The organism is Rhizobium sp. PvP014 (assembly GCF_017876855.1).
GTDB classification, from domain to species: Bacteria; Pseudomonadota; Alphaproteobacteria; order Rhizobiales; family Rhizobiaceae; genus Neorhizobium; species Neorhizobium soli.
Genome location: NZ_JAGIOT010000002.1, coordinates 2,183,303 through 2,204,480, shown reverse-complemented (window position 1 = coordinate 2,204,480; position 21,178 = coordinate 2,183,303). Strand labels below are relative to the sequence as shown.

Here is a 21,178-nt window from a genome sequence, read left to right as displayed (position 1 = left end):
ACCGGGCAGCGTTATCAGCTGCCGTGCCCCCGCGTGCTCTATAGATAGGGAGGCGTGACGGCGCTGACCACCTCGCAGCGCACAGGTCCGACATTTCGGTAGCGATGCGGCAGGCGGCTGTCGAACAGATAGGCATCGCCGCGCTTCAGGATACGGGTCTGCGTGCCGACGGTGACTTCCAGTTCGCCGGCAACAACGACGCCGCCTTCCTCCGCCTCGTGGCTGAGCATGGTTTCGCCGGTATCGGCGCCGGGCTCGTAGAATTCGTGAAACACTTGCACGCTGTGGGATTTGGCATCGCCCACCTGCAACAGCGTCAGCGCGCCTGTCGACAAGGGCGTCAGTTCGTCGGCACGGTAAAAGATCTGGTCGACGGGCGGCAGCGTCAGCGCAAAGAAATCGGTCATCGGATAGTTGATCGCTTCCAGGATCTTCTTCAGCGAGGCGACCGAGGGGCTGACCTTGTTCTTTTCAATCAGCGAGACCAGCGAATGGGTAACGCCGGCCTTGACCGCCAGGGCCCGCTGCGACAGCCCGTGCGCCTGGCGCACCAGCCGGAGCCGATCGCCGACATCGAACGCCGCTTCGGGTTCGCTGTGCGGGTGATCGGCTTCCGATTTTTCCGTTCCGTGCATTCTTCGTGCGCGCCTTCATGCATCGCCAGCGCCTCAAGCGGCGGCAGCGATTTGTGATACACCGAAGGGTGGGGGATGGCCAATGACGAAAACTGGCGTGGGTGGTGAGGGGGGTGTGGGTGGGGCAGGCGTTGGCGGACGAATGGCGAGTTACAGCTGTGCCCTCTCATTTAAGACATTTAACTGGCCTCTGCGATTTCCCAAAGCCGCGCTTTAAGCCTGCGGGCGTGCGCATACTGGCGTCGGCTCTCGGAGGATAAGTCACCCTTTGCGCAGCCGAGTTCGAACTGCTCTGGCTTTTCAGCTAAGGTTATTGTTATCCCCCCCCTAACTTGTACAAGGGTTTGAGCTATGCTTGCTCAATGGCGACCAGATTGCTCAAACAATATGTACTTCCCTCCGACGTCCACAAGTTTGTTGGCCGCATTTATGATCTTTCCATAGTTGGGCTCGACTTCGACTCGTACCAGGATCTGTCCAGCCACGACGACTGCAAATATGTCTACGACGTCAACCATGTTCTCTCGATGCTGACCCGACGCGTAGAGTCACTCAACATGGTCGGAGGCATGCTGTGGCCATCAAGCATGCCTGACAATTGCAAGCAGTTTCCAGTTTCGCGCTACGAATGGCTGACGGTATGCGCGGACGTGTTCCTTGCCCGCTACATTTCGGTGGTAGATTGCTCGATGATCCTAGTCAGCCAAGTTTTCGAATGCGGTCTCTCATTCGAAGCTTGCACTGCGCAAAATCTGAAAAAGAACTCGATCCCCCCAGAACTTCTGGCTCATCTGATGGCCATGATTGACGATCAAGGCGAATTGCGTCGCGAGCGAAACCGTCGTTTTCACCATGGACTTGAACGACGATTCAGCTCGGATGACGAGGTGTTTCGTGTCGCCAGTCTCTTTGAGCACCGCTTCAATGGTGCGGTCGGACCCAATGGCCGAGCGCTGCCTGTTGAGCGACTTTATCGGGAGGGACTCGTTGAACTTCAACGCGACTTCAACACCGCTGTGAGAAAAGTCGTCCGGCAGCTCAGTTGGCTCTACGACGCACTCCACCCGGAATTTGATCGTCGATTCTCGCCGAAATTCAAAGCTGGGACGTTCGCCCGCAGGGGAGCGGTACAATGATTTTCAAAGATGCCGGGACAATTATACCAGTTTGGCAGATCAGCCGCGTCGATCCGGGATACATCTACATTGTCGAGAACCACGGCAAATACAAAATCGGAAAGTCCAAACGGAATGAGAACCGGCTGAAGGCGGCAAAGACCTGGTTGCCCGACATGACGTTAATCGGTCAAAAGCCGTTTTGGGGAATGTCTCACCACGAACGGCGCCTACATACCGGTTTCGCAAGGTACTGGTACTCGGGAGAGTGGTTCGATTTTACTGGTGAAAACGATGTCTTGGATTTGCTGCTGGAGGGATTTACGGAGTTCAGCGACGACAACCCGGACAGAAACTCCGTGGATTTCATTTACTGGTTCAATGGCGAGGGAATGGCCGAATTCCTTAGGGAGCAGGCAAGCCAGAAGCTTTCCCTGCCGAAATTTCAAAGGCAAGAATCAACGAATCAAAAGCCGCGTAGCTAGGCTTTCAGGCAGAGCACGATTACGTCCGCCAAGCTGTCCCACATAGATGAGAGATGTTCCGGTGACGGTGCGAAATTGGGCGAGTGCACATAGCGGTTCAGGGTGTCTGCCGAAACGAGTTTGTCGCCCTGTTTGAACTTCCGGACCACATCCATCTGTTTGTTGTCGATGTGGCCCGCAGCCAGCAGATGTTGGCCCACCTTCTCGAGTCTCATCGCAAGCTTGTCGTTGTCATGGACCGCCACGTCGGCCGATTTGATATAATTCTCCAGGGCGAGTTCGATAAGGACACGGAGGAGAACCGATACTGCGTTTGGGTGCGTCCTGAGGTCGAGGTGAAACTGCAGCTCTTCCCAAATCTGATGGTGTCGTTGGAGGCGACCCGGCCATGTCAGACCGAATTCTTTGGGGGGGATGAGGGTCGATCGTATGGTGGGAACGGCCTTGGCGGTAGGTTTGGCTTTGAGCTGCTTCGGCGCATCTTTTGACGTGGCGGCAATAGCTTGTCTGGGACCGGGAAGAACACCTTCGCTATCCAGCCGGTTGAGATATGCTTCCTTGCCATCTACGTCCCAAAGATGGCCAAGAACGACCTTTCGGCTCGCGAGATCACTCGCAATCCTAGCCAGAGCACGGAGGGTCGCTGTCTCATCGTGGGTAAACTCGAACCGCCCTCCCTTCATGCTGATGCCGACGCGGTTTCTGAAGGGCTCAGCTGACAGAAGGCGATTGAGCGTCGATCGTGGCAATTTCTGCCGGGAAGGCAAAAGATTGGCGCTTGCCAGTCGCTGCTCAATTTCGTCCGCAACGCTTGTGCCGCTGCCCTTTCCAGTGCGAGCCACAAATATGGCCTTCATCCGGTCGTCCCAGGTGCTTTGACCTACCCCGTTTTGGGATCCTGTATGCCGACGAAAGAGGATCTCGTCGATTCGATCCCGATCAGCTTCGACCTGACACTGGATGCTTTTGGGAAAGTCATTTGTCCATCGAGAACGTTGCTCTCGGAAGAACTCTTGAAGCTCAACCGTCGGTGCCCGACGATGATCCTCAAGGAGTTTGAGGCATGTCACGCGCCGGTTTCCGTCGAAGACTACGAATTTATCACTGTCGGGACAGACCAAGGGAACCTCGTAAATCTCCTGTCGATCTACAATGTCCTTCGCAAGATTACGCATATGCTGTTCGCGCTCTTTAAAGAGCCAAGCAATAGCAGCCGTTTCGTTTTCAAGTTCGCCGTGACGGTCGTTGGCGCGATTTACTACAAGCGAGCCAAGTGAAAGATTTCTGATAGCCATTATTCCCCCCGCCATGACGCTACCACTTTTAGTTTTCTAGGCAAGGTCGCTTTGGGCGCACCAGTATGCAGTCCATCGGGGCATTGCCCCCGAGGTAACCTTGAGGCTGCGGCCGAACGGCAGCTACCGGAGTGTTTGCCTGATGCGGACGGTCTCCTCCCTGCCCCAAATCCGACAGTGCTGTGCTGGGAGCGAACTTCCGCCTCCACCCCAGCCCCCATCCCCATCCCGCACAAAAAAGCCCGGCACGCAAAAGCGGGCCGGGCTTGCTGCGGTTTCACCAAATCCCCGCCTCAGAAAAACGCCTGAATTCCCGTCTGCGCACGGCCGAGGATCAGCGCGTGGACGTCATGCGTGCCTTCATACGTGTTAACCGTTTCGAGGTTCTGGGCGTGGCGCATGACGTGGTATTCGATCTGGATGCCGTTGCCGCCGTGCATGTCGCGGGCCTGGCGGGCGATATCGAGTGCCTTGCCGCAATTGTTGCGCTTGACGATGGAGATCATTTCCGGGGCCATCTTGTGCTGGTCCATCAGCTGGCCGACGCGAAGCGATGCCTGCAGGCCGAGCGTGATTTCGGTCTGCATGTCGGCGAGCTTCTTCTGGTAGAGCTGGGTGCCGGCGAGCGGCTTGCCGAACTGCTTGCGATCCAGCCCATACTGGCGGGCGCGGAACCAGCAGTCTTCGGCAGCGCCCATCACGCCCCAGGAAATGCCGTAGCGGGCGCGGTTGAGGCAGCCGAAAGGACCTTTCAGGCCCGACACGTTGGGCAGGATGGCATCTTCGGTCACTTCGACGCCGTCCATGACGATTTCGCCTGTGATCGAGGCGCGCAGCGAAAGCTTGCCGCCGATCTTCGGGGCCGAGAGACCCTTCATGCCCTTTTCGAGCACAAAGCCGCGGATCTCGTTGTTATGGGCTTCCGATTTCGCCCAGACGACGAAGACGTCGGCGATCGGGGCGTTGGAGATCCAGGTCTTTGCGCCGCGCAGGCGATAACCGCCTTCGATTTTTTCGGCGCGGGTCTTCATGCCGCCGGGGTCCGAGCCGGCGTCCGGTTCAGTCAGGCCGAAACAGCCGATCAGGTCACCGGAGACGAGGCCAGGCAAATACTTCTTTTTCTGCTCGTCGGAGCCGTAGGTGAAGATCGGATAGATCACCAGCGAGGACTGGACGCTCATCATCGAGCGATAGCCACTGTCGATGCGCTCGATCTCGCGGGCGACGAGGCCATAGGCGACATAAGAAGCGTTGGCGGCGCCATATTCCTCGGGGAGCGTCACGCCGAGAAGGCCGGTCTGGCCCATCAGCTTGAACAGGTCCTTGTCGGTGGTCTCGTCGAGATAGGCATCGTTGATGCGGGGCGCGAGTTCGGCCTTGGCAAAGCTTGCGGCCGCATCGCGGATCATCCGCTCTTCGTCGCTCAGTTGGTCTTCGATGAGAAAGGGATCGTTCCAGTTAAACGCCATGCTTCTGAGGCCTCCGGATTTCAGCAATTCTGTTGTTGGCGATTATCGTCGTGGGGCGCTGAAGGGCAAGACCCGTTTACTCAAACCGTCATGATCTATAGTCATAGGGCATGCTCACCCTGTCGCGAAAGCTTCTGCCGTCCACCTCGGCGCTTGCCGCCTTCGATTCCGTTGCCAGGCTCGGCAGTTTTTCGGCGGCTGCCGAAGAGCTGTCCTTGACGCAAGGGGCTATCAGCCGGCAGGTTTCCGGGCTCGAGGAGCAGCTGGGCATGCCGCTGTTCGAGCGCACCAGCCGCGGCGTGGTGCTGACCGAGACCGGGGCGGACTATGCCAAGTCGATCAGCGTGGCGCTGTCGCAGATCCGCTCGGCCTCGCTCGCGGCCATGAGCAAACGGCATGGCGACCAGCTGAACCTTGCGATCTTGCCGACATTCGGCACCCGCTGGCTGATGCCGCGCATTCCGCAATTCGTCGCCCGGCATCCGCAGGTGACGCTGAATTTCGCGACCCGCATCGGCGTGTTCGATTTCGACCGCGAGGGCATCGACATGGCGATCCATGTGGGCACGCCCGACTGGCAGGGGGCCGAGTGCACCTATCTGATGAGCGAAATGGTGGCGCCGGTCTGCTCGCCGGAGTTTCTGTCCAGTCATCCGATCCGCGCGGGCGAGGACCTGCTGCGGCTGCCGCTTCTGCACATGGCATCGCGGCCCGGCGCCTGGAGCCACTGGTTCGCAAGCCTTGGCATCGACACGGCACCCTCCCAGGCGATGCGCTTTGAACAGTTCTCAAGCGTTGCGCAGGCAGCGATCGCGGGGCTCGGCGTGGCGCTTATGCCGCTGTTCCTGATCGACAGCGAACTGGCGAGCGGCCAGCTCGTCGAAGCCTTCCTGCATGAAGTCACAAGCCCCAGCGCCTATTACGCGGTGGCACCCATCAGCAAACGCGATTTCAGGCCGGTGGTGGCCTTTCGGGAGTGGCTGCTGGAGGAGGTGGCGCGGTATGGGCAGGAGGTGGTGGGGTGGTGAAGGTTGGCGGCACGGTGCGTCCCGCCCCTTCACCATAATCCATCCATCGCTCCCTGAATCTATTCATGCTTGATGGTTGCTAACAGCAACGACCGGTGAGCAGCCACGCCCGCCAGGCTTCCATCGCCGACCGCGAGTGCAACAGAGGCCATCGGCCGCGCGGCGTCGCCGCAGGCGAAGACGCCGGGCAGGCTGGTTTCCTTCATCGCATCAGTCTTGATGGTGGCGCCAAGGGGGCCTTGTTCCATGTCGAGGCCGAGCTGCTGCGCGATCGAGGTGGAGACCTCGAAGGGAGCAAGCGCGAACAGGCCGGAGAAAGACAGGGTCCTTCCATCTACAAGCTGCACATCGGCGTGATCGGTGAGGGCCTTCACGGGGGAGCGCTCGATGACGACGCCGCGCGCTGCGAGGGATTGAAGCTGATCTCTATCCGGCTCGAATGCCTGGTTGAGAAGCAGGGTTGTCGGTCCCCAATCGGGAAGCATCAGCGCATGGTGCATCGAGAGCGCTGAGCCGGCGATGACGCCGATCTTGCCCTGGTTGAGTTCGTAGCCGTGGCAGTAGGGGCAATGGAACACGCTCTTGCCCCAACGCTCCTTCAACCCCGCGATGTCGGGAAGAATGTCGCGTACGCCCAGCGCCAGGATCAGCCGGCGCGAACGGTAAGAGGTGTCCCTCACCAAAACGGTGACATGAGCCGCTCCGGAGCCTTTCTCACCGTTGCGCTGAACGGTCTCTGCACGACCCGAGACCCTATCCACCGTTGGGTACTCCATGACCTGTGACCGGGCCTCGGCTGCAATTTCAGCGGGATCGACATGGTCCTGGGTGAGGAAGCCATGCGAGTGGGATGCGAACCGATTGCGCCTGAGGCCTTCGTCGATCATCAGAACCTTTCGACGCGCGCGGCCGAGTTGAAGCGCTGCCGACAGCCCGGCGTAGCTGCCTCCGATGATGATGACGTCGTAGATCGTGTCGCTCATGACTTTCTCCTCTATCTCGCAACAACATAAGTGTCATGAAAAGACGGGTCAAGCCTCATGGCACTTCGATTGTATCGTGAATGACGATTGTGCTAGTGTCGGTGGGGAAAGAACGCGAGGGAGTAGAACATGAGGCAGGATAGTCGGCTGTCGCGCATGCTGCATGTGTTGATCCATATGGGGCGACATGACGGGGCGATGACATCCGAGATGATCGCACAGATGCTCGACGCCAACCCTGTCGTCATCCGGCGCACCATGGCGGGATTGCGCGACGAAGGGTATGTCAGCTCCGTAAAAGGGCATGGTGGCGGCTGGACGCTGGCGCGTCCTCTCGAGGAACTGACGCTTCTCGATATCTACCGCGCGGTCGGAGAACCGTCTATCTTTGCGGTTGGACGAGCTTACGACATGCCGGGATGTCCGATCGAACAGGCGGTCAACGGGACTTTGACGGACGTCTTCAACGAAGCGGAGGCGCTGCTGCGCAAGAGGTTTGCCGGCGTGACGCTTGCCGATATCGCCAACGGGTTTCAAGGCTCGAGCGAACAGGACGGCGGTCAACGATGCACGCCATGACCGCAGGCGACACCCCAGCCATGTCTTCGGCCGCGGATTGACCCCTCTGTAGACCAAGCCCTCTGCTTTACGCTGGGTGTGCCCCAAGCACATGCTGTGGTGCCGGATTTTCGCTCTGGCCGCCCAGGGCGTGAGTTTGCAACCGTCCGGCGGGACTCGACTCCTCATCCGTTTTCTGCTTTTCTGATTAAACGATTAATCAGAGCGCCTCGATGGCTCCCATCCGCCCCGGTTCGAACATGACTGCGATAGCGAGCGCCCTTGGCGTGTCGGCGGCCACCGTGTCGAATGCGCTGTCGGGCAAGGGGCGGGTTTCTCCGGAGCTTGGGGCGAAGATCCGGGCGAAGGCCGAGGAGCTTGGGTATGTGCCGAGCGTGACGGCGCGGGCGCTTCGCACGGGGCGCAGCCGCGTCATCGGGCTGGTGCTTCCCGATATCGCCAATCCGCTTTTCCCGCAAATCGCCCAGGCGATCGAGAATGCTGCAGCCGATGCCGGTTACGGCGTTTTGATCGCCGACAGCCGTGGCGACAGTTCCATGCAGACGCTTGCGATCCAGCGGCTGGTCGAGCGCCAGGTGGACGGTATCGTCATCGTGCCGCGGCTCGGCACCCGCATTGCCGACCTCGGTTGCCCGGTCGCCGTCATCGACAGCCCGTCGACTCCCGGCAACACGGTTTCTTCCGATCACTGGCAGGGTGGGCAGGTGGTCGCCGATCATCTGGTCGGGCTCGGGCACCGGAATTTCGTGCTGCTCGGCGCCAATCCGCTTTCGAACGTTCAGAACGACCGCATCGGCGGCATGAAATCGCGGCTGCCGAAGGGTGCCCGCTTCGAGACGATCTGGATCGAAAAGCTCGAGGCACTGGCGGGAGCCGGCTGTTCGCTTGGGTTGAAGCAGAAGGTCGAGCTCGGCTTTACCGCCTTTGCCGCCACGAGCGACCTGCATGCGCTGCGCGCGCTGACCGAATTGCAGCAGGCGGGTATCCGCATTCCGCAGCAGGCAAGCGTTACCGGTTTCGACGATCTTGTCTGGTCTTCGGTGGTTTCGCCGGGCCTCACCACCGTGCGCCAGGATATGGCGGCGATCGCAGAGATTGCCGTCGGCGCGCTGGTCGGCGTGATCGGCGATGATGCGGCCGAGCCTGATGCCGCAAACATCGCGGTCGGCGTCACCGCCGTTGCAAAGACCGATCGCGTGCCGATGACACTCGTTGCCCGCCAGACCACCGCATCCGTTTCTAGCCCCGAATTTTCACCCGCATCCCCCAGCCTTGGAAGGGAATGACCCATGAAGACCCTGATTACCTTATCCGCCACGCTTTTGCTTGCCACGACGGGCCTTGCCCAGGCACAGGAAAAGACGCTGACCATTTCCGTCTATGCGCTGGCGCAGGACGAGTACAAGCAGATCGTCTATGATCCCTTCCAGGCGATCTGCGGCTGCAAGCTGGTGGTCGAGACCGGCAACAGCGTTGAGCGGGTGGCCAAGATGGAGGCCAACAAGGCCAATCCGGTCATCGACATGGCCGTCGTCTCCATGGCCGATGCGCTGTCTGCGTCCCGCAAGGATCTGACCGACACGATCGACACGTCCAAGCTCAAGAGCTTCAACGCGCTTTATGACATCGCCAAGGATCCGAACCAGGACGGCAAGAGCGTCGGCTACACGTTCTACGCCAACTCGATCGTCTACCGCTCTGACAAGATGAAGATCGAAAGCTGGGCGGATCTGTTCAAGCCGGAATATGTCGGCCATATCGCGTTTCCGAACATCACTACCAATGGCGCGGCACCAACGCTCTACATGCTCGGCCAGGCGCTGGGCAAGGATACGCCTGACCTTGCCGCCCCGATTGCGACGATCGGCGAGAACAAGGACGAGATCGTCACCTTCTACGAGAAGTCCTCGCAGCTGGTGCAGCTGATGAAGCAGGAAGAGATCTGGGCAGCGCCGGCCGGTCGTTTCGCCTGGGCGCCGTTTACCAAGCTCGGCCTGCCGATGGCATGGGCGACGCCTAAGGAAGGCCAGGCCGGCGGCATGAATGTCATGGTCGTCACCAAGGGCTCCAAGAACCGTGACCTCGCGCTGCAGTTCATGGATTTCTGGCTGTCGACCGAGATCCAGACCAAGCTTGCCGAAAAGCTGGTGGATAGCCCTGCCAACAGCGAGGTGAAGGTGTCGGATGAAGTCGCCGGCAATCTCACCTTCGGCAAGGCAACCGCCGAAAGCCTCAAGTTCATCCCGTCTGCGATCGCTCTCGATAACCGCGCGGGCTGGATCAAGACCTGGAACGACAAGGTCGGCCAGTAAGCTTCAGCAAAACGCGCGTCTTGCGGCGTCGCATACCTTTCGGCCCGGGTTCCGGGCTGAAAGGGCGCGGCTTGCGAAGCGCGCGGGAATGATGACGAGACACAGTCCGACGATTACCGGAGACCACGCATGTTTCAAAACCGGGCCGAGGCGTTTGCACTGGCGTTGCCTGCCGCGATTTTCGCGGCGGCGGTGTTTCTGGTGCCGGTGCTGATCCTTCTGTCTGACGGGTTCAGGAGCCTTGATGGCGGCTGGACGCTTGCGGCTTACGGCGAGTTCTTTTCCTCGCCGCTCAACCAGGCGGTGTTTCTGCGCACGCTGAAGCTTGGCGCGCTGGTGACGGTGGTTTCGGCGGTGATCGGCTATGCGGCGGCATTTTCCATCGTCAGCCTGTCGCCCGCCGCCAAGGGGCGCATGACCGGGCTGGTCGTGCTGCCGCTGATGATTTCGCCGGTGGCGCGCACCTATGCGTGGATCGTCATTCTCGGCCGGACCGGCATCGTCAATCAGGCGTTCCAGGCGCTGGGGCTGAGCGAGGCGCCGCTGCGCATCCTGTTTTCCGAAACGGCGATCTTTATCGGCCTGTTGCAGCTGTTCCTGCCGCTGATGATCATCTCTTTGATCTCGGCGCTCGAGAATATGCCGAAGGATGCGGTTCCGGCAGCAAGAGTGCTCGGCGCCAACTGGTTCCAGGTGTTCTGGAAGGTGATCCTGCCGCTCACCAAGGAAGGGCTTGTCATCGGCGGAACGCTGGTCTTCACCGGCTGCCTAACCGCCTATATCACGCCGGCGATCCTTGGCGGTTCCAAGGTGCTGATGCTGGAAACGCTGATGTACCAGCAGGTTGCCGTCAGCAACAATTTCGTCGCCGCAAGCGTCATCGCCTGCATCCTGATCGTCATGAGCTTTGCCGCCAACCTTCTTCTGAAGCGGGTGGCAACGGCGCGCAATACGCAGAGAAGGGCCGCCCGATGACCGCTCGCAGCCTGTTCGTCCCCGCCACCCTGTTTCTGCTCGCGACCTTTCTGATCGGGCCGTTCCTGATCATCGTCGCGGCGTCGTTTTCGGCCGGCGAGACGCTGGCCTTTCCGCCGCAGGGCTTTTCGCTGCAATGGATCCTCAAGGTCTTCACGGTGGAGAGTTTCCGCGCCTCGTTCGCAATGTCGATGTTTCTCGCCATCGGCGGCACGGCGGCAGCGCTGTTGCTCGGCATTCCCGCATCCTACGCGCTGTCGCGCTACCGGCTGCCGGGGGCAGAAATCATCCGCACTATCGTTTCCGCGCCGATCATCGTGCCCGGCATCATCGTCGGCCTTTCGCTGCTGCGTTACGTGGTCGTGCCGTTCGGTGTCGGCATTACGCTTGCGCTGTTTCTCGCCCATACCGCGCTGATCCTGCCCTATGCAGTGCGCGTCGTTTCGGCGAGCCTCGACAACCTGCGCTCGGATATCGAGGAGGCGGCGGTGCTTTTGGGCTCGTCCCGGCTCGGTGCCTTCTTCCGGGTGGTCATGCCCAACATCAAGGGCGGCATTCTTTCGGCCTTCATCCTCGGCTTCGTCACCTCGTTCAATCAGGTGCCCGTATCGCTGTTCCTGTCCGGTCCCGGCGTGCGCACGCTGCCGATCGACATGATGGCCTATATGGAAATCGTCTTCGATCCGTCGGTTGCGGCGCTCTCGTCGCTGCTCGCCTTCCTGTCCATCGGCATCGTCTTTGCTGCTGAACGCTTTCTCGGATTTTCCCGCTATGTCTGATCAATCCTATCTCTCGCTTGAAAAGCTGACGCTTGCCTATGGCGACAGCGTGGCCGTTGCCGATCTCGACCTGTCGGTCCGGCCCGGCGAACTCATCGCGCTGCTCGGACCCTCCGGCTGCGGCAAGACGACGACCATGCGCGCAATCGCCGGTCTGTTGCCGGTGAAATCCGGTAAGGTCATCCTCGACGGCGAGGACATGACGCGCACGGCGCCGAACAAGCGTGCCGTCGGGCTGGTGTTTCAGTCCTACGCGCTGTTCCCGCATCTCTCCGTCTATGAAAACGTCGCCTTCGGGTTGCGGCTGAAGGGCATGAAGGGCGCCGGACTGGATGCCAAGGTGCAGTCCGGCATCGCTTCCGTCGGGTTGGCCAAATTTGCCGACCGCAAGCCGGCCGAGCTTTCGGGCGGCCAGCAGCAGCGCGTGGCGCTTGCCCGCTCGATGGTGATGGAGCCGAAGGTTCTGCTGCTCGACGAGCCGCTGTCCAATCTCGACGCCCGGCTGCGGCTGGAAATGCGCACCGAATTGCAGCGCGTCCAGCGCGAAACCGGCGTGACGATGATCTTCGTCACCCACGACCAGGCGGAAGCCCTGTCGCTTGCCGACCGGATCGTCGTCATGAAGAACGGCGCGATCGAGCAGATCGGCACGCCTGAAGATATCTACAACCGGCCGACGTCCTCCTTCGTGGCGGATTTCGTCGGGTTCGAGAACATCTTTGCGCTGGAAGGCGGCGCGCTGAAGACCGCCAATGGCAGCGTGCCGCTTTCGACCGCACCCGGAGCCGAGGCACCTTCGGCTGCGGGTCTCGCCTGGCGTCCGCGCATGGTGACGCTTGGAACCGGCCCGTTTCGCGGAACCGTGCGCGGCACATCGTTTGCCGGCCATTCCCGCGAATATTTGCTGGACAGCGCGCTCGGTCCGATCAAGGCTGAGGTGGATGCCTCCGAACCGGTGCATGTGTCCGGCTCGGACCTGTCCTTTGACTTGCCGGTACACAAGGCCGCGCACCTTTCGCGCATTGCCTGAGGAGATATAGCCATGGGCATCTGGATCGATACCGATATGGGGTTCGACGACATCGCGGCGATCATGGTCGCGGCGCATGCGGGCCTCGGCGTGGACGGGGTTTCGCTTGTGTTCGGCAATGCACCGATTGAACGGGTGCGCGGCAATGCGGCCGGTGCCTGTGCGGCCTTCGTCTGGCCGTTCCCGGTTCACGCGGGCCGCGCCTTTCCGGTGATGGGCATGCTTGAAACGGCGCAGGACGTGCTGGGCGATGAAGGCATGCCAAGCACCGGTCTGCACCTGCCGGACATTCCCGACACATTTCACGACGATGCATTCGAGGCGCTGTGCCGGTGGCTGGAAAAGAGCGACGGCGACGCGCGCCGGATCCTTGCAATGGGGCCGCTCACCAATATCGCAGCCGTTGCGCTGGCACGGCCGGATCTTGCCGCCAAGATCACCGATCTCACCTGGATGGGCGGCAGCCTGACGGCCGGAAATCAGACAGCATCTGCCGAATTCAACGCCTGGGCGGATCCGGAAGCTGTGGCCATCGTGCTTGCGCATCAGATCCCGCTCAGGATGGTCGATCTCGATATCTGCCGCAAGGTTTTGTGCTTTCCAGACGATGTGGCGCCGATCCGGGCTGCCGGCGGACGCAATGCGACGCTGGTGGCCGATCTCCTGGCCGGCTTCGTCGAGATCGCCACCAGCCGCGGCCGGCCGGCGATGGCGCTTTACGATGCGGTTGCCGCTTTCGCCTTCGCCTATCCGGATCACGTCACCTGGCGCGAGGCGCGCATCGACATGGAAACCGCCGGTACCGTGACGCGTGGGCGGACCGTGGTGGAGACCCGGGCGGCCAAGGTTAGCGGTTTCAACGGATCCTATGCGGCCGAGATAGACGTCGAAAAGGCGCGCGATACGATCCTTGAAACCCTCAAGGCGGAGGCAACGTGGTGATGAGCGGCGAGATGAAGACCATCGTGACTGACATCTACGGGTTTACCGATGCGGGCTTGCGCGACCGGGCCGTGATCGCTGCCCGCGGCGATGCGCCTTTCGACATCCTGATCACCGGCGGCACCCTGGTCGACATGGTGACGGGCGAACTCCGCGCAGCCGATATCGGCCTTGTCGGACCGCTGATTGCCAGCGTCCACGCGCCGGCAAGCCGCAGCGATGCGCACCGTGTGATCGATGCCGGCGGAGCCTTCGTGTCGCCGGGGCTGATCGATACGCATATGCATATCGAAAGCTCGATGGTAACGCCCGCCACCTACGCACAAACCGTGCTGCCGCGCGGGGTGACGACCGTCGTGTGGGATCCGCACGAATTCGGCAACGTCAACGGTATCGAGGGCGTGTGCTGGGCGGTCGAGGCGGTCAAATCGCTGCCGCTGCGGTGCCTGGTTCTTGCGCCGTCCTGCGTGCCATCGGCGCCGGGGCTCGAAATGGCGGGCGCCAGTTTCGACGCTGATGCGATCGAGGAAATGCTTTACTGGCCGAAGATCGCCGGTCTGGCCGAAGTGATGAACATGCGCGGCGTGATTGATCGCGACCCGCGCATGAGCGAGATCGTCCAAGTGGCGCTGGCTGCGGAAAAGCTGGTCTGCGGCCATGCCCGCGGGCTTGCCGATGCGGATCTCAATGCCTTCATGGCATCCGGCATCACCTCCGACCACGAGCTTGTTTCCGGCGCCGACCTGATCGCCAAGCTGCGCGCCGGACTGACGGTGGAGCTGCGCGGCAGCCATGACCATCTTCTGCCGGAGTTCGTCGCAGCGCTTGGCGAACTCGGCCGTCTGCCGCAGACGCTGACGCTTTGCACCGACGACGTGTTTCCGGACGATCTCGTCGATGGCGGCGGGCTGGACGATGTGGTGCGCAGGCTGGTGCGCTACGGCATGAAGCCGGAATGGGCGCTTCAGGCCGCAACGCTGAACGCGGCCCAGCGCATCGGACGCGCCGATCTCGGCCTGATTGCCGCCGGGCGTCGTGCCGATATCGCCATCTTTGAGGATCTCACGGAATTTCGCGCCCGGCATGTGCTGGCCAGCGGCACGGAAGTTGGCTGCCGCGGAGCGATTTCGGTCGAGATCAAACCGACCGATCCGGCTCCGCTGACGGCTTCGGTCAAGCTCAAGCCTTTGCAGGCAGACGATTTCCGGGTTCGGTCGGAGGGCACGAAGGTGCGCCTTGCCACGATCGACCGGCCACGGTTTACCCGCTGGGGAAGCGCGGATGCCGATGTCGTCGATGGTTTCGTGGTGCCGCCCGACGGTGCGACGCTGATTGCCGTGACCCACCGCCACGGTCGGGCGGACTGCCGCACCCGCGTCGGGTTCCTCACCGGCTGGGGCACATGGCGCGGCGCCTTTGCCACCACGCTTGCGCATGACAGCCATAACCTGACCGTGTTCGGCGCCGATCCAGTCGATATGGCCGTTGCCGCCAATGCGGTGATTTCTGCCGGCGGCGGCATGGCGGTGGCGATCAACGGCAAGGTGGACGTGCTGCTGCCGTTGCCGCTTTCGGGCCTCGTCTCGGAAGCGCCGATGGAAGAGGTAGCAGACGGCTTTCGGGCCATCCGCGCCGCGATGGACGGCATCGTCGACTGGACGCCGCCCTATCTTGTATTCAAGGCCTGCTTTGGCGCGACGCTTGCCTGCAATCCCGGTCCGCACCAGACCGACAGGGGCATCGCCGATGTCGCAACAGGCAAGGTGCTGGAAAGCCCCGTTCTCGAAATTCTCGGATAAGGGGCGTTCATGCAGCCGCACGACTTCTGGCAGGAGATGCATACGGCGGGCACGTTTTCTTGCGAGGCGCCGTTTTCTGGGTTCTTTCCCGTCAGCCTCGATGACGGGCGACAGCTGCGCCTGCCGATCCGGCCGCTCGCCGACGGCAAACACGCACTCGCCTCGCTGATCATCAACCAGGCGAGTTTCGAGGTGCAGGATGCGTTGGCGGCGGACCTTGCAAGGAAACTCGAACCCTACCGCCCCGACGTCATCGTCGGCCTGCCGACGCTTGGCCTAACGCTCGCCTCAGCCGTCGCTCGCGCGCTGGGATTGCCGCGCTACGTTCCGCTGGGGACCTCCAGGAAATTTTGGTACGACGAGACGATGTCCGTGCCGCTGTCGTCGATCACCACACCCGACCAGGTGAAACGCCTCTATGTGGATCCGCGCATGCTGCCGCTCACCACGGGCAAGCGCGTGGTGCTGGTGGACGACGTCATTTCCTCCGGTACCTCGATCGTCGCCGGTCTGACGCTGCTGGCGTCGCAGGGCATCGAACCGGTCGCGATCGGGGCGGCAATGCTGCAATCGGTGCGCTGGCATGACAGGCTCGACGGGTATGGCGCCGAGTGGCGGGAGAGGGTTGTAGGGGTGTTTGGGACGCCGATGTTGGTAAGGGCGGGTGAGGGGTTGTGGGGTTTGTGACGCCTGTCCAAAAAGTGTTCTCTCACGCGAAGGACTTCGCGCGGCTGGGTTCCTGTGACGAGCAAAGTGATGAGGGAGCTTGTCACAGGAATCCAGTGCCATCGCGTCCGCAATGCGGGGAGCTATTGATCGGGCTGTTATTTCGACAGGTGCATCAGAGCGCATTTCCACCTTGCGAAACACGGCCGGCGGGATAGGATCGCGATCACCCAACGCTTCTGACAATCACGATATCGGGAATGAAATCATGCAATTGGTGTTCGACGGCCATAACGATGTGCTTTTGCGGCTTTGGCGGAACATGAAGGCTGGTGGGGATCCGGTGGCGGAGTTTGCCGGGGGGACGGCGGGGGGGCATATTGATGCGCCGCGCGCGAAAAAGGGCGGTCTCGCAGGTGGGCTCTGCGCCATCTACATTCCCTCGGGCGATCTGGTTCTGTCGGATCCGGATGTGGACGGACATTATGCGACGCCGCTGGCAGCGCCGCTCGACTATGCGCCGTCGCTCGATATCGCACTGGAAATGGCGTCCATCGCATTGCGGCTCGACCGGGCCGGGGCTTGGCGGTTGTGCCGGTCCGTCAGCGAAATCCGCAAGGCGGTCGAGGACGGTGTCTTTGCCGCCGTGATGCATATGGAGGGCTGTGAGGCGATCGATGCGGATCTCGTCAATCTTGACGTGTTCCATGCGGCGGGCCTGCGGTCGCTCGGTCCCGTCTGGAGCCGCCACAACATTTTTGGCCATGGCGTGCCGTTCGCCTTTCCTATGACGACCGATACGGGGCCGGGGCTCACCGATGCGGGCTTCCGGCTGGTGAAGGAATGCAACCGGCTCGGGATCGCGATCGATCTTTCGCATATCACCGAGAAGGGGTTCTGGGATGTGGCGAAGACCACCGACCAGCCGCTGATCGCCAGCCATTCCAACGCGCATGCGCTGACGCCGGTTGCCCGCAACCTGACGGACAGGCAGATGGATGCGATCAAGGAAAGCGGCGGTCTTGCCGGGCTGAACTATGCGGTGACCATGCTGCGGCCCGACGGGCGCGACGATGCGGCGACCCCGCTTTCCGACATGGTGCGCCACATCAACTACATGGTCGAGCGGATGGGGATCGACTGCGTGGCGCTCGGATCGGACTTCGACGGCGCCACGATACCGCAGCAGATCAGCGATGCTGCAGGCAATCAAAATCTGGTTGCGGCCCTCAAAACTGAGGGATACGCTGACGAGGATCTCGCAAAGCTTTGCCGTGAAAACTGGTTGAGGGTTCTGGGCAAGGCTTGGCAGGAATAGGCTCGGAAGACGGGCTTCGAACGGGTTAGAAACAGGCTTCCGCAACGTACGGAACAGGGGAAATCACATGCTTCATCTTCGCTCCCACACTCTTCGAATGCTGTCGGCGACCGCAGCGCTGTCGCTGCTTTCGTTTGCCGCGCCCTATGGTCTTTCAAGCGCGGCGATGGCCGCGACGCCGGCCGATACGCTGGTCGAGGGCTTTGCGATCGACGACATTATCAGCATCGATCCGGGCGAAGCCTTCGAGCTTTCGGCGGCCGAAGTGACCGCCAACAGCTATAGCAAGCTGGTGACGCTCGATCCTTCCGACACGTCGAAGGTGATCGGCGATCTCGCAGACAGCTGGACGGTGTCCGACGATGGCATGACCTATACGTTCAAGCTGAAGCCCAACCTGAAATTTGCGTCCGGCAACCCGATCACCGCAGAAGACGTCGCCTTCTCGTTCGAGCGCGCCGTGAAGCTCGACAAGTCGCCGGCGTTCCTTCTGACCCAGTTCGGCCTGAAGGCTGACAACGTCACCGAAAAGGCGAAGGCATCCGGCGCCGACACGTTTACCTTCGTGGTCGACAAGGCCTATGCGCCGAGCTTCGTGCTCAACGTGCTGACCGCAACAGTGACCGCGGTGGTCGACAAGAAGGTGGTGATGGAGCATGCGAAATCCGTCACCCCGACGGCCGAATACAAATTCGACACCGATTTCGGCAATGAGTGGATGAAGACCGGCTATGCGGGGTCCGGCCCGTTCAAGGTGGTCGCATGGCGCGCCAACGAAGCCGTCGTGATGGAAGCCAACCCCAATTATTACGGCGAGAAGCCGAAGCTGAAGCGGGTGATCTACCGCCACATGAAGGAAAGCTCCGGCCAGCGCCTGGCGCTTGAGAACGGCGATATCGATGTCGCCCGCAATCTCGAGCCGAACGACATGGACTCCGTGTCGAAGAAGGAGGGCATCTCGCTCACCTCAGCGCCGAAGGGCACCGTCTACTATTTCAGCCTTAACCAGAAGAACAAGAACCTCGCCAAGCCGGAAGTGGTGGAGGCGATGAAGTATCTCGTCGACTACGATGCGATCGGCGCAACGCTGATCAAGGGTATCGGCGAAATCCACCAGACCTTCCTGCCAAAGGGCCAGCTCGGCGCTCTCTCGGAAAACCCCTACAAGCTGGATGTGGCAAAGGCGAAGGAACTGCTGGCAAAGGCCGGTCTTGCCGACGGCTTTACCGTGACCATGGACGTGCGCAACACGCAGCCGGTGACCGGCATTGCCGAAAGCGTGCAGCAGACGCTGGCGCAGGCCAATATCAAGCTGGAAATCATTCCGGGCGATGGCAAGCAGACCCTGACCAAGTACCGCGCCCGCACCCACGACATCTATATCGGCCAGTGGGGTTCGGACTATTTCGACCCGAACTCGAATGCCGAGACGTTTACCGTCAATCCTGACAATGCCGATACGGGCACGACGAAGACGCTCGCCTGGCGCAATGCCTGGGACGTGCCGAAGGAACTGTCGGACGCCAGCAAGGGCGCGCTTCTGGAAAAGGATGCAGCCAAGCGCGCTGCCACCTACGAGGACCTGCAGAGAAAGGTTCTGGCCACCAGCCCGTTCGTGATCGTCTTCCAGCAGACGGAAGTGGCCGGCTATTCGTCCAAGGTGAAGGGTTACAAGCTCGGCCCGAGCTTCGACACCAACTTCGTTGCTCCGGTCTCGAAGGAATAGCCGATAGGGGACGATTTCCTTGACGCTTCCCGATGTAACGACTGTGACACGGCGCAACAGGCGCCGTGCTCCCTCCATTGTCAAAGGTACGCTGCGGTTTCTGATCACCGCGGCGACCACTTTCCTTGGCCTGTTGGCCGTCACGTTCTTCATCGGCCGCGTGGTGCCGATCGATCCGGCACTGGCGATCGTCGGTGACCGCGCGCCCGCGCATGTGGTGGAGCGGGTGCGCGAGGAACTGGGCCTCAACCTGCCGCTCTATCATCAGTTCTGGATCTACATAAAACAGGCGCTGACCGGTGATTTCGGCACCTCGGTGCTGACGACGAACCCTGTCATGACCGATATTGCCCGGGTGTTTCCGGCAACAATCGAGCTTGCCACGATCGGCACGCTGATCGGCGCCGTCATCGGCGTGCCGCTCGGCGTACTGGCGGCCGTCAAGCGGGGCTCGATCGCCGACCAGATCGTGCGTATCATCGGCCTGATCGGCTATTCGGTACCAATCTTCTGGCTGGGACTGCTGTCGCTCGTGGTGTTCTATGCGAAGCTCCGCTGGGTCGCCTATCCCGGCCGCATCGACATCGCCTACGAATACACGTTCACGTCCGTGACCGGCTTCTTTCTGGTCGATGCCATCTGGCAGCGGGAGTGGGAGGTGGTCTGGGACCTGTTCCGTCACATCATCCTGCCCGGATGCCTGCTCGGCTATTTCTCGCTCGCCTATATCAGCCGCATGACGCGCTCGTTCATGCTGACCGAACTTTCGCAGGAATATGTGGTCGCGGCGCGGGCCAAGGGCCTGTCTGAAACGCGGATCATCTGGTTCCACGCGCTACGCAACGCGGCCGTGCCGTTGATCACCGTCATCGCGCTTTCCTATGCGGGCCTGCTGGAAGGCTCGGTTTTGACCGAAACGATCTTCTCCTGGCCGGGGCTTGGCCTCTACATCACCAACTCGCTGCAAAATGCCGACATGAATGCGGTGCTGGGCGGCACACTTGTGATCGGCATGGTGTTCGTCGCCATCAACCTGTTTTCCGATCTTCTCTATCGGACGCTCGACCCGAGGACGCGCCGATGAGTGAAGTTGAACCGTTGAAACCCTATAGCCGGGCGTGGCTTCTGTCCGACCGGCCGACCTCCCGTCATCAGGCCCGCGTCGGCCGCGCCTATGTGGTCTGGCGGCAGTTTTCCGAAAACCGGCTGGCGCTGCTTGGCCTGTTCATCATTCTGGCGCTGATCTTCATCGCCATCTTCGCCAACGTTCTTGCGCCGCATAACCCGGTGCAGGGCGACCTGCGCAATTCGCGGCTGCTGCCGCCGGGTTCGGCCGGCTTCCTGCTCGGCACCGACGACCAGGGCCGCGATATCCTTTCGCGGCTGCTCTACGGATCGCGGCTGACGCTGTTCGTGGTGGTGCTGGTCGCGGTCATCGCAGCGCCGGTCGGGCTGATCGTCGGCACCGTGTCCGGGTATGCCGGTGGCTGGGTGGATGCGGTCCTGATGCGGATCACCGATATCTTTCTCGCCTTTCCGAAGCTCGTTCTGGCGCTGGCGCTGGTCGCAGCGCTTGGACCCGGCATCGAGAACGCGGTGCTTGCCATCGCGGTTACGTCCTGGCCGCCCTATGCGCGTATCGCCCGCGCCGAGACGATGACGTTTCGAAACTCGGAATTCATTTCGGCGGTGAAGCTGATGGGTGCCTCGCCGTTTCGCATCGTGCTTCGCCACGTCATGCCGCTCTGCATGTCGTCGCTGATCGTGCGCGTCACGCTCGATATGGCAGGGATCATCCTGACCGCCGCCGGTCTCGGCTTCCTGGGTCTCGGTGCACAGCCGCCGCTGCCGGAATGGGGCGCGATGATCGCATCCGGTCGCCGCTTCATTCTCGACCAGTGGTGGGTGGCCGCCATGCCCGGTATCGCCATCCTGATCGTCAGCCTCGGCTTCAACCTGCTCGGCGACGGATTGCGCGATGCGCTGGATCCGAAGGAGGCCGGACAATGACGGAGAAAGGCCAATGATGATGGGCAATCCTT

General features: G+C 61.4%; 20 protein-coding genes. 16 read left to right on the top strand and 4 right to left on the bottom strand.

Annotated elements, in window-relative coordinates:
- Positions 1-38: 38 nt before the first annotated feature.
- Entirely contained in the window at positions 39-635 is a 597-nt protein-coding gene (locus J3A65_RS15320; protein ID WP_209902062.1) for a cupin domain-containing protein, read from the bottom strand.
- 362 nt (positions 636-997) lie between these two features.
- Between J3A65_RS15320 and J3A65_RS15315 the strand changes: the two genes are divergently transcribed.
- Both J3A65_RS15315 and J3A65_RS15310 read left to right on the top strand, forming a co-directional pair.
- Complete coding sequence (locus J3A65_RS15315; protein ID WP_209902060.1) at positions 998-1,771, top strand: hypothetical protein; 774 nt, start codon at positions 998-1,000, stop codon at positions 1,769-1,771.
- The gene (locus J3A65_RS15310) at positions 1,768-2,235 is read left to right on the top strand and encodes a GIY-YIG nuclease family protein (protein WP_209902057.1); all 468 of its coding nucleotides are present in this window, start codon (positions 1,768-1,770) and stop codon (positions 2,233-2,235) included. The genes J3A65_RS15315 and J3A65_RS15310 overlap by 4 nt, the downstream gene beginning before the upstream one ends.
- On the opposite strand, the gene J3A65_RS15305 is transcribed toward J3A65_RS15310, so the two are convergent.
- The gene (locus J3A65_RS15305; protein WP_209902055.1) at positions 2,232-3,530 is read right to left on the bottom strand and encodes a hypothetical protein; all 1,299 of its coding nucleotides are present in this window, start codon (positions 3,528-3,530) and stop codon (positions 2,232-2,234) included. The two genes, J3A65_RS15310 and J3A65_RS15305, sit on opposite strands and share 4 nt — an antisense overlap.
- Positions 3,531-3,823: 293 nt before the next feature.
- Positions 3,824-4,999: an acyl-CoA dehydrogenase gene (locus tag J3A65_RS15300; protein WP_113167131.1), complete on the bottom strand. Its 1,176-nt coding sequence runs from the start codon at positions 4,997-4,999 to the stop codon at positions 3,824-3,826.
- A gap of 110 nt (positions 5,000-5,109) precedes the next feature.
- On the opposite strand from J3A65_RS15300, the gene J3A65_RS15295 reads away from it, so the two are divergent.
- Entirely contained in the window at positions 5,110-6,027 is a 918-nt protein-coding gene (locus J3A65_RS15295) for a LysR family transcriptional regulator (protein WP_209902053.1), read from the top strand.
- A gap of 59 nt (positions 6,028-6,086) precedes the next feature.
- Here J3A65_RS15295 and J3A65_RS15290 read toward each other — a convergent pair whose 3' ends face one another.
- Positions 6,087-7,010: an NAD(P)/FAD-dependent oxidoreductase gene (locus tag J3A65_RS15290; protein ID WP_209902051.1), complete on the bottom strand. Its 924-nt coding sequence runs from the start codon at positions 7,008-7,010 to the stop codon at positions 6,087-6,089.
- A gap of 129 nt (positions 7,011-7,139) precedes the next feature.
- Between J3A65_RS15290 and J3A65_RS15285 the strand changes: the two genes are divergently transcribed.
- The 13 genes from J3A65_RS15285 (at position 7,140) to J3A65_RS15225 (ending at position 21,146) form a co-directional block, all read left to right on the top strand.
- Positions 7,140-7,589: an Rrf2 family transcriptional regulator gene (locus J3A65_RS15285; RefSeq protein ID WP_209902049.1), complete on the top strand. Its 450-nt coding sequence runs from the start codon at positions 7,140-7,142 to the stop codon at positions 7,587-7,589.
- 212 nt (positions 7,590-7,801) lie between these two features.
- The gene (locus tag J3A65_RS15280) at positions 7,802-8,875 is read left to right on the top strand and encodes a LacI family DNA-binding transcriptional regulator (protein WP_209902047.1); all 1,074 of its coding nucleotides are present in this window, start codon (positions 7,802-7,804) and stop codon (positions 8,873-8,875) included.
- A 3-nt stretch (positions 8,876-8,878) separates the two neighbouring features.
- Positions 8,879-9,901, top strand: a complete 1,023-nt coding sequence (locus J3A65_RS15275; protein ID WP_209902035.1) for an ABC transporter substrate-binding protein — start codon at positions 8,879-8,881, stop codon at positions 9,899-9,901.
- 129 nt (positions 9,902-10,030) lie between these two features.
- Positions 10,031-10,876, top strand: coding sequence for an ABC transporter permease (locus J3A65_RS15270; protein ID WP_209902033.1), 846 nt, complete (start codon positions 10,031-10,033; stop codon positions 10,874-10,876).
- Positions 10,873-11,655 carry an ABC transporter permease gene (locus J3A65_RS15265; RefSeq protein WP_209902031.1) on the top strand — a complete coding sequence of 261 codons (783 nt, stop codon included), beginning with the start codon at positions 10,873-10,875 and terminating at the stop codon, positions 11,653-11,655. The genes J3A65_RS15270 and J3A65_RS15265 overlap by 4 nt, the downstream gene beginning before the upstream one ends.
- Positions 11,648-12,685, top strand: a complete 1,038-nt coding sequence (locus J3A65_RS15260) for an ABC transporter ATP-binding protein (RefSeq protein WP_209902029.1) — start codon at positions 11,648-11,650, stop codon at positions 12,683-12,685. Before J3A65_RS15265 ends, J3A65_RS15260 begins: the two co-directional genes overlap by 8 nt.
- Positions 12,686-12,697: 12 nt before the next feature.
- Positions 12,698-13,627, top strand: a complete 930-nt coding sequence (locus J3A65_RS15255; RefSeq protein WP_209902026.1) for a nucleoside hydrolase — start codon at positions 12,698-12,700, stop codon at positions 13,625-13,627.
- Positions 13,627-15,426, top strand: a complete 1,800-nt coding sequence (locus J3A65_RS15250) for an adenine deaminase (RefSeq protein ID WP_209902024.1) — start codon at positions 13,627-13,629, stop codon at positions 15,424-15,426. Before J3A65_RS15255 ends, J3A65_RS15250 begins: the two co-directional genes overlap by 1 nt.
- Before the next feature lie 9 nt (positions 15,427-15,435).
- Positions 15,436-16,113 (top strand): phosphoribosyltransferase, encoded by a 678-nt coding sequence (locus J3A65_RS15245; protein ID WP_209902021.1) that lies wholly within the window; start codon positions 15,436-15,438, stop codon positions 16,111-16,113.
- A 247-nt stretch (positions 16,114-16,360) separates the two neighbouring features.
- A complete protein-coding gene (locus J3A65_RS15240) occupies positions 16,361-17,410 on the top strand; it encodes a dipeptidase (protein WP_209902018.1) in 1,050 nt (349 codons plus the stop codon).
- 67 nt (positions 17,411-17,477) lie between these two features.
- Complete coding sequence (locus J3A65_RS15235) at positions 17,478-19,136, top strand: ABC transporter substrate-binding protein (RefSeq protein ID WP_209902016.1); 1,659 nt, start codon at positions 17,478-17,480, stop codon at positions 19,134-19,136.
- 19 nt (positions 19,137-19,155) lie between these two features.
- A complete protein-coding gene (locus J3A65_RS15230; RefSeq protein WP_062461333.1) occupies positions 19,156-20,220 on the top strand; it encodes an ABC transporter permease in 1,065 nt (354 codons plus the stop codon).
- A complete protein-coding gene (locus tag J3A65_RS15225) occupies positions 20,217-21,146 on the top strand; it encodes an ABC transporter permease (protein ID WP_209902013.1) in 930 nt (309 codons plus the stop codon). The genes J3A65_RS15230 and J3A65_RS15225 overlap by 4 nt, the downstream gene beginning before the upstream one ends.
- The last annotated feature ends 32 nt before the right edge of the window (positions 21,147-21,178 follow it).

Bases quoted from the DNA above. Each gene is read 5' to 3' on its own strand.
- J3A65_RS15285 (WP_209902049.1), top strand. From the start codon at position 7,140: ATGAGGCAGGATAGTCGGCTGTCGCGCATGCTGCATGTGTTGATCCAT.
- J3A65_RS15295 (WP_209902053.1), top strand. From the start codon at position 5,110: ATGCTCACCCTGTCGCGAAAGCTTCTGCCGTCCACCTCGGCGCTTGCC.
- J3A65_RS15240 (WP_209902018.1), top strand. From the start codon at position 16,361: ATGCAATTGGTGTTCGACGGCCATAACGATGTGCTTTTGCGGCTTTGG.
- J3A65_RS15225 (WP_209902013.1), top strand. From the start codon at position 20,217: ATGAGTGAAGTTGAACCGTTGAAACCCTATAGCCGGGCGTGGCTTCTG.
- J3A65_RS15235 (WP_209902016.1), top strand. From the start codon at position 17,478: ATGCTTCATCTTCGCTCCCACACTCTTCGAATGCTGTCGGCGACCGCA.
- J3A65_RS15280 (WP_209902047.1), top strand. From the start codon at position 7,802: ATGGCTCCCATCCGCCCCGGTTCGAACATGACTGCGATAGCGAGCGCC.
- J3A65_RS15265 (WP_209902031.1), top strand. From the start codon at position 10,873: ATGACCGCTCGCAGCCTGTTCGTCCCCGCCACCCTGTTTCTGCTCGCG.
- J3A65_RS15320 (WP_209902062.1), bottom strand. From the start codon at position 635: ATGCACGGAACGGAAAAATCGGAAGCCGATCACCCGCACAGCGAACCC.
- J3A65_RS15290 (WP_209902051.1), bottom strand. From the start codon at position 7,010: ATGAGCGACACGATCTACGACGTCATCATCATCGGAGGCAGCTACGCC.
- J3A65_RS15300 (WP_113167131.1), bottom strand. From the start codon at position 4,999: ATGGCGTTTAACTGGAACGATCCCTTTCTCATCGAAGACCAACTGAGC.
- J3A65_RS15310 (WP_209902057.1), top strand. From the start codon at position 1,768: ATGATTTTCAAAGATGCCGGGACAATTATACCAGTTTGGCAGATCAGC.
- J3A65_RS15315 (WP_209902060.1), top strand. From the start codon at position 998: ATGGCGACCAGATTGCTCAAACAATATGTACTTCCCTCCGACGTCCAC.
- J3A65_RS15275 (WP_209902035.1), top strand. From the start codon at position 8,879: ATGAAGACCCTGATTACCTTATCCGCCACGCTTTTGCTTGCCACGACG.
- J3A65_RS15260 (WP_209902029.1), top strand. From the start codon at position 11,648: ATGTCTGATCAATCCTATCTCTCGCTTGAAAAGCTGACGCTTGCCTAT.
- J3A65_RS15245 (WP_209902021.1), top strand. From the start codon at position 15,436: ATGCAGCCGCACGACTTCTGGCAGGAGATGCATACGGCGGGCACGTTT.
- J3A65_RS15255 (WP_209902026.1), top strand. From the start codon at position 12,698: ATGGGCATCTGGATCGATACCGATATGGGGTTCGACGACATCGCGGCG.
- J3A65_RS15305 (WP_209902055.1), bottom strand. From the start codon at position 3,530: ATGGCTATCAGAAATCTTTCACTTGGCTCGCTTGTAGTAAATCGCGCC.
- J3A65_RS15250 (WP_209902024.1), top strand. From the start codon at position 13,627: ATGAGCGGCGAGATGAAGACCATCGTGACTGACATCTACGGGTTTACC.
- J3A65_RS15270 (WP_209902033.1), top strand. From the start codon at position 10,031: ATGTTTCAAAACCGGGCCGAGGCGTTTGCACTGGCGTTGCCTGCCGCG.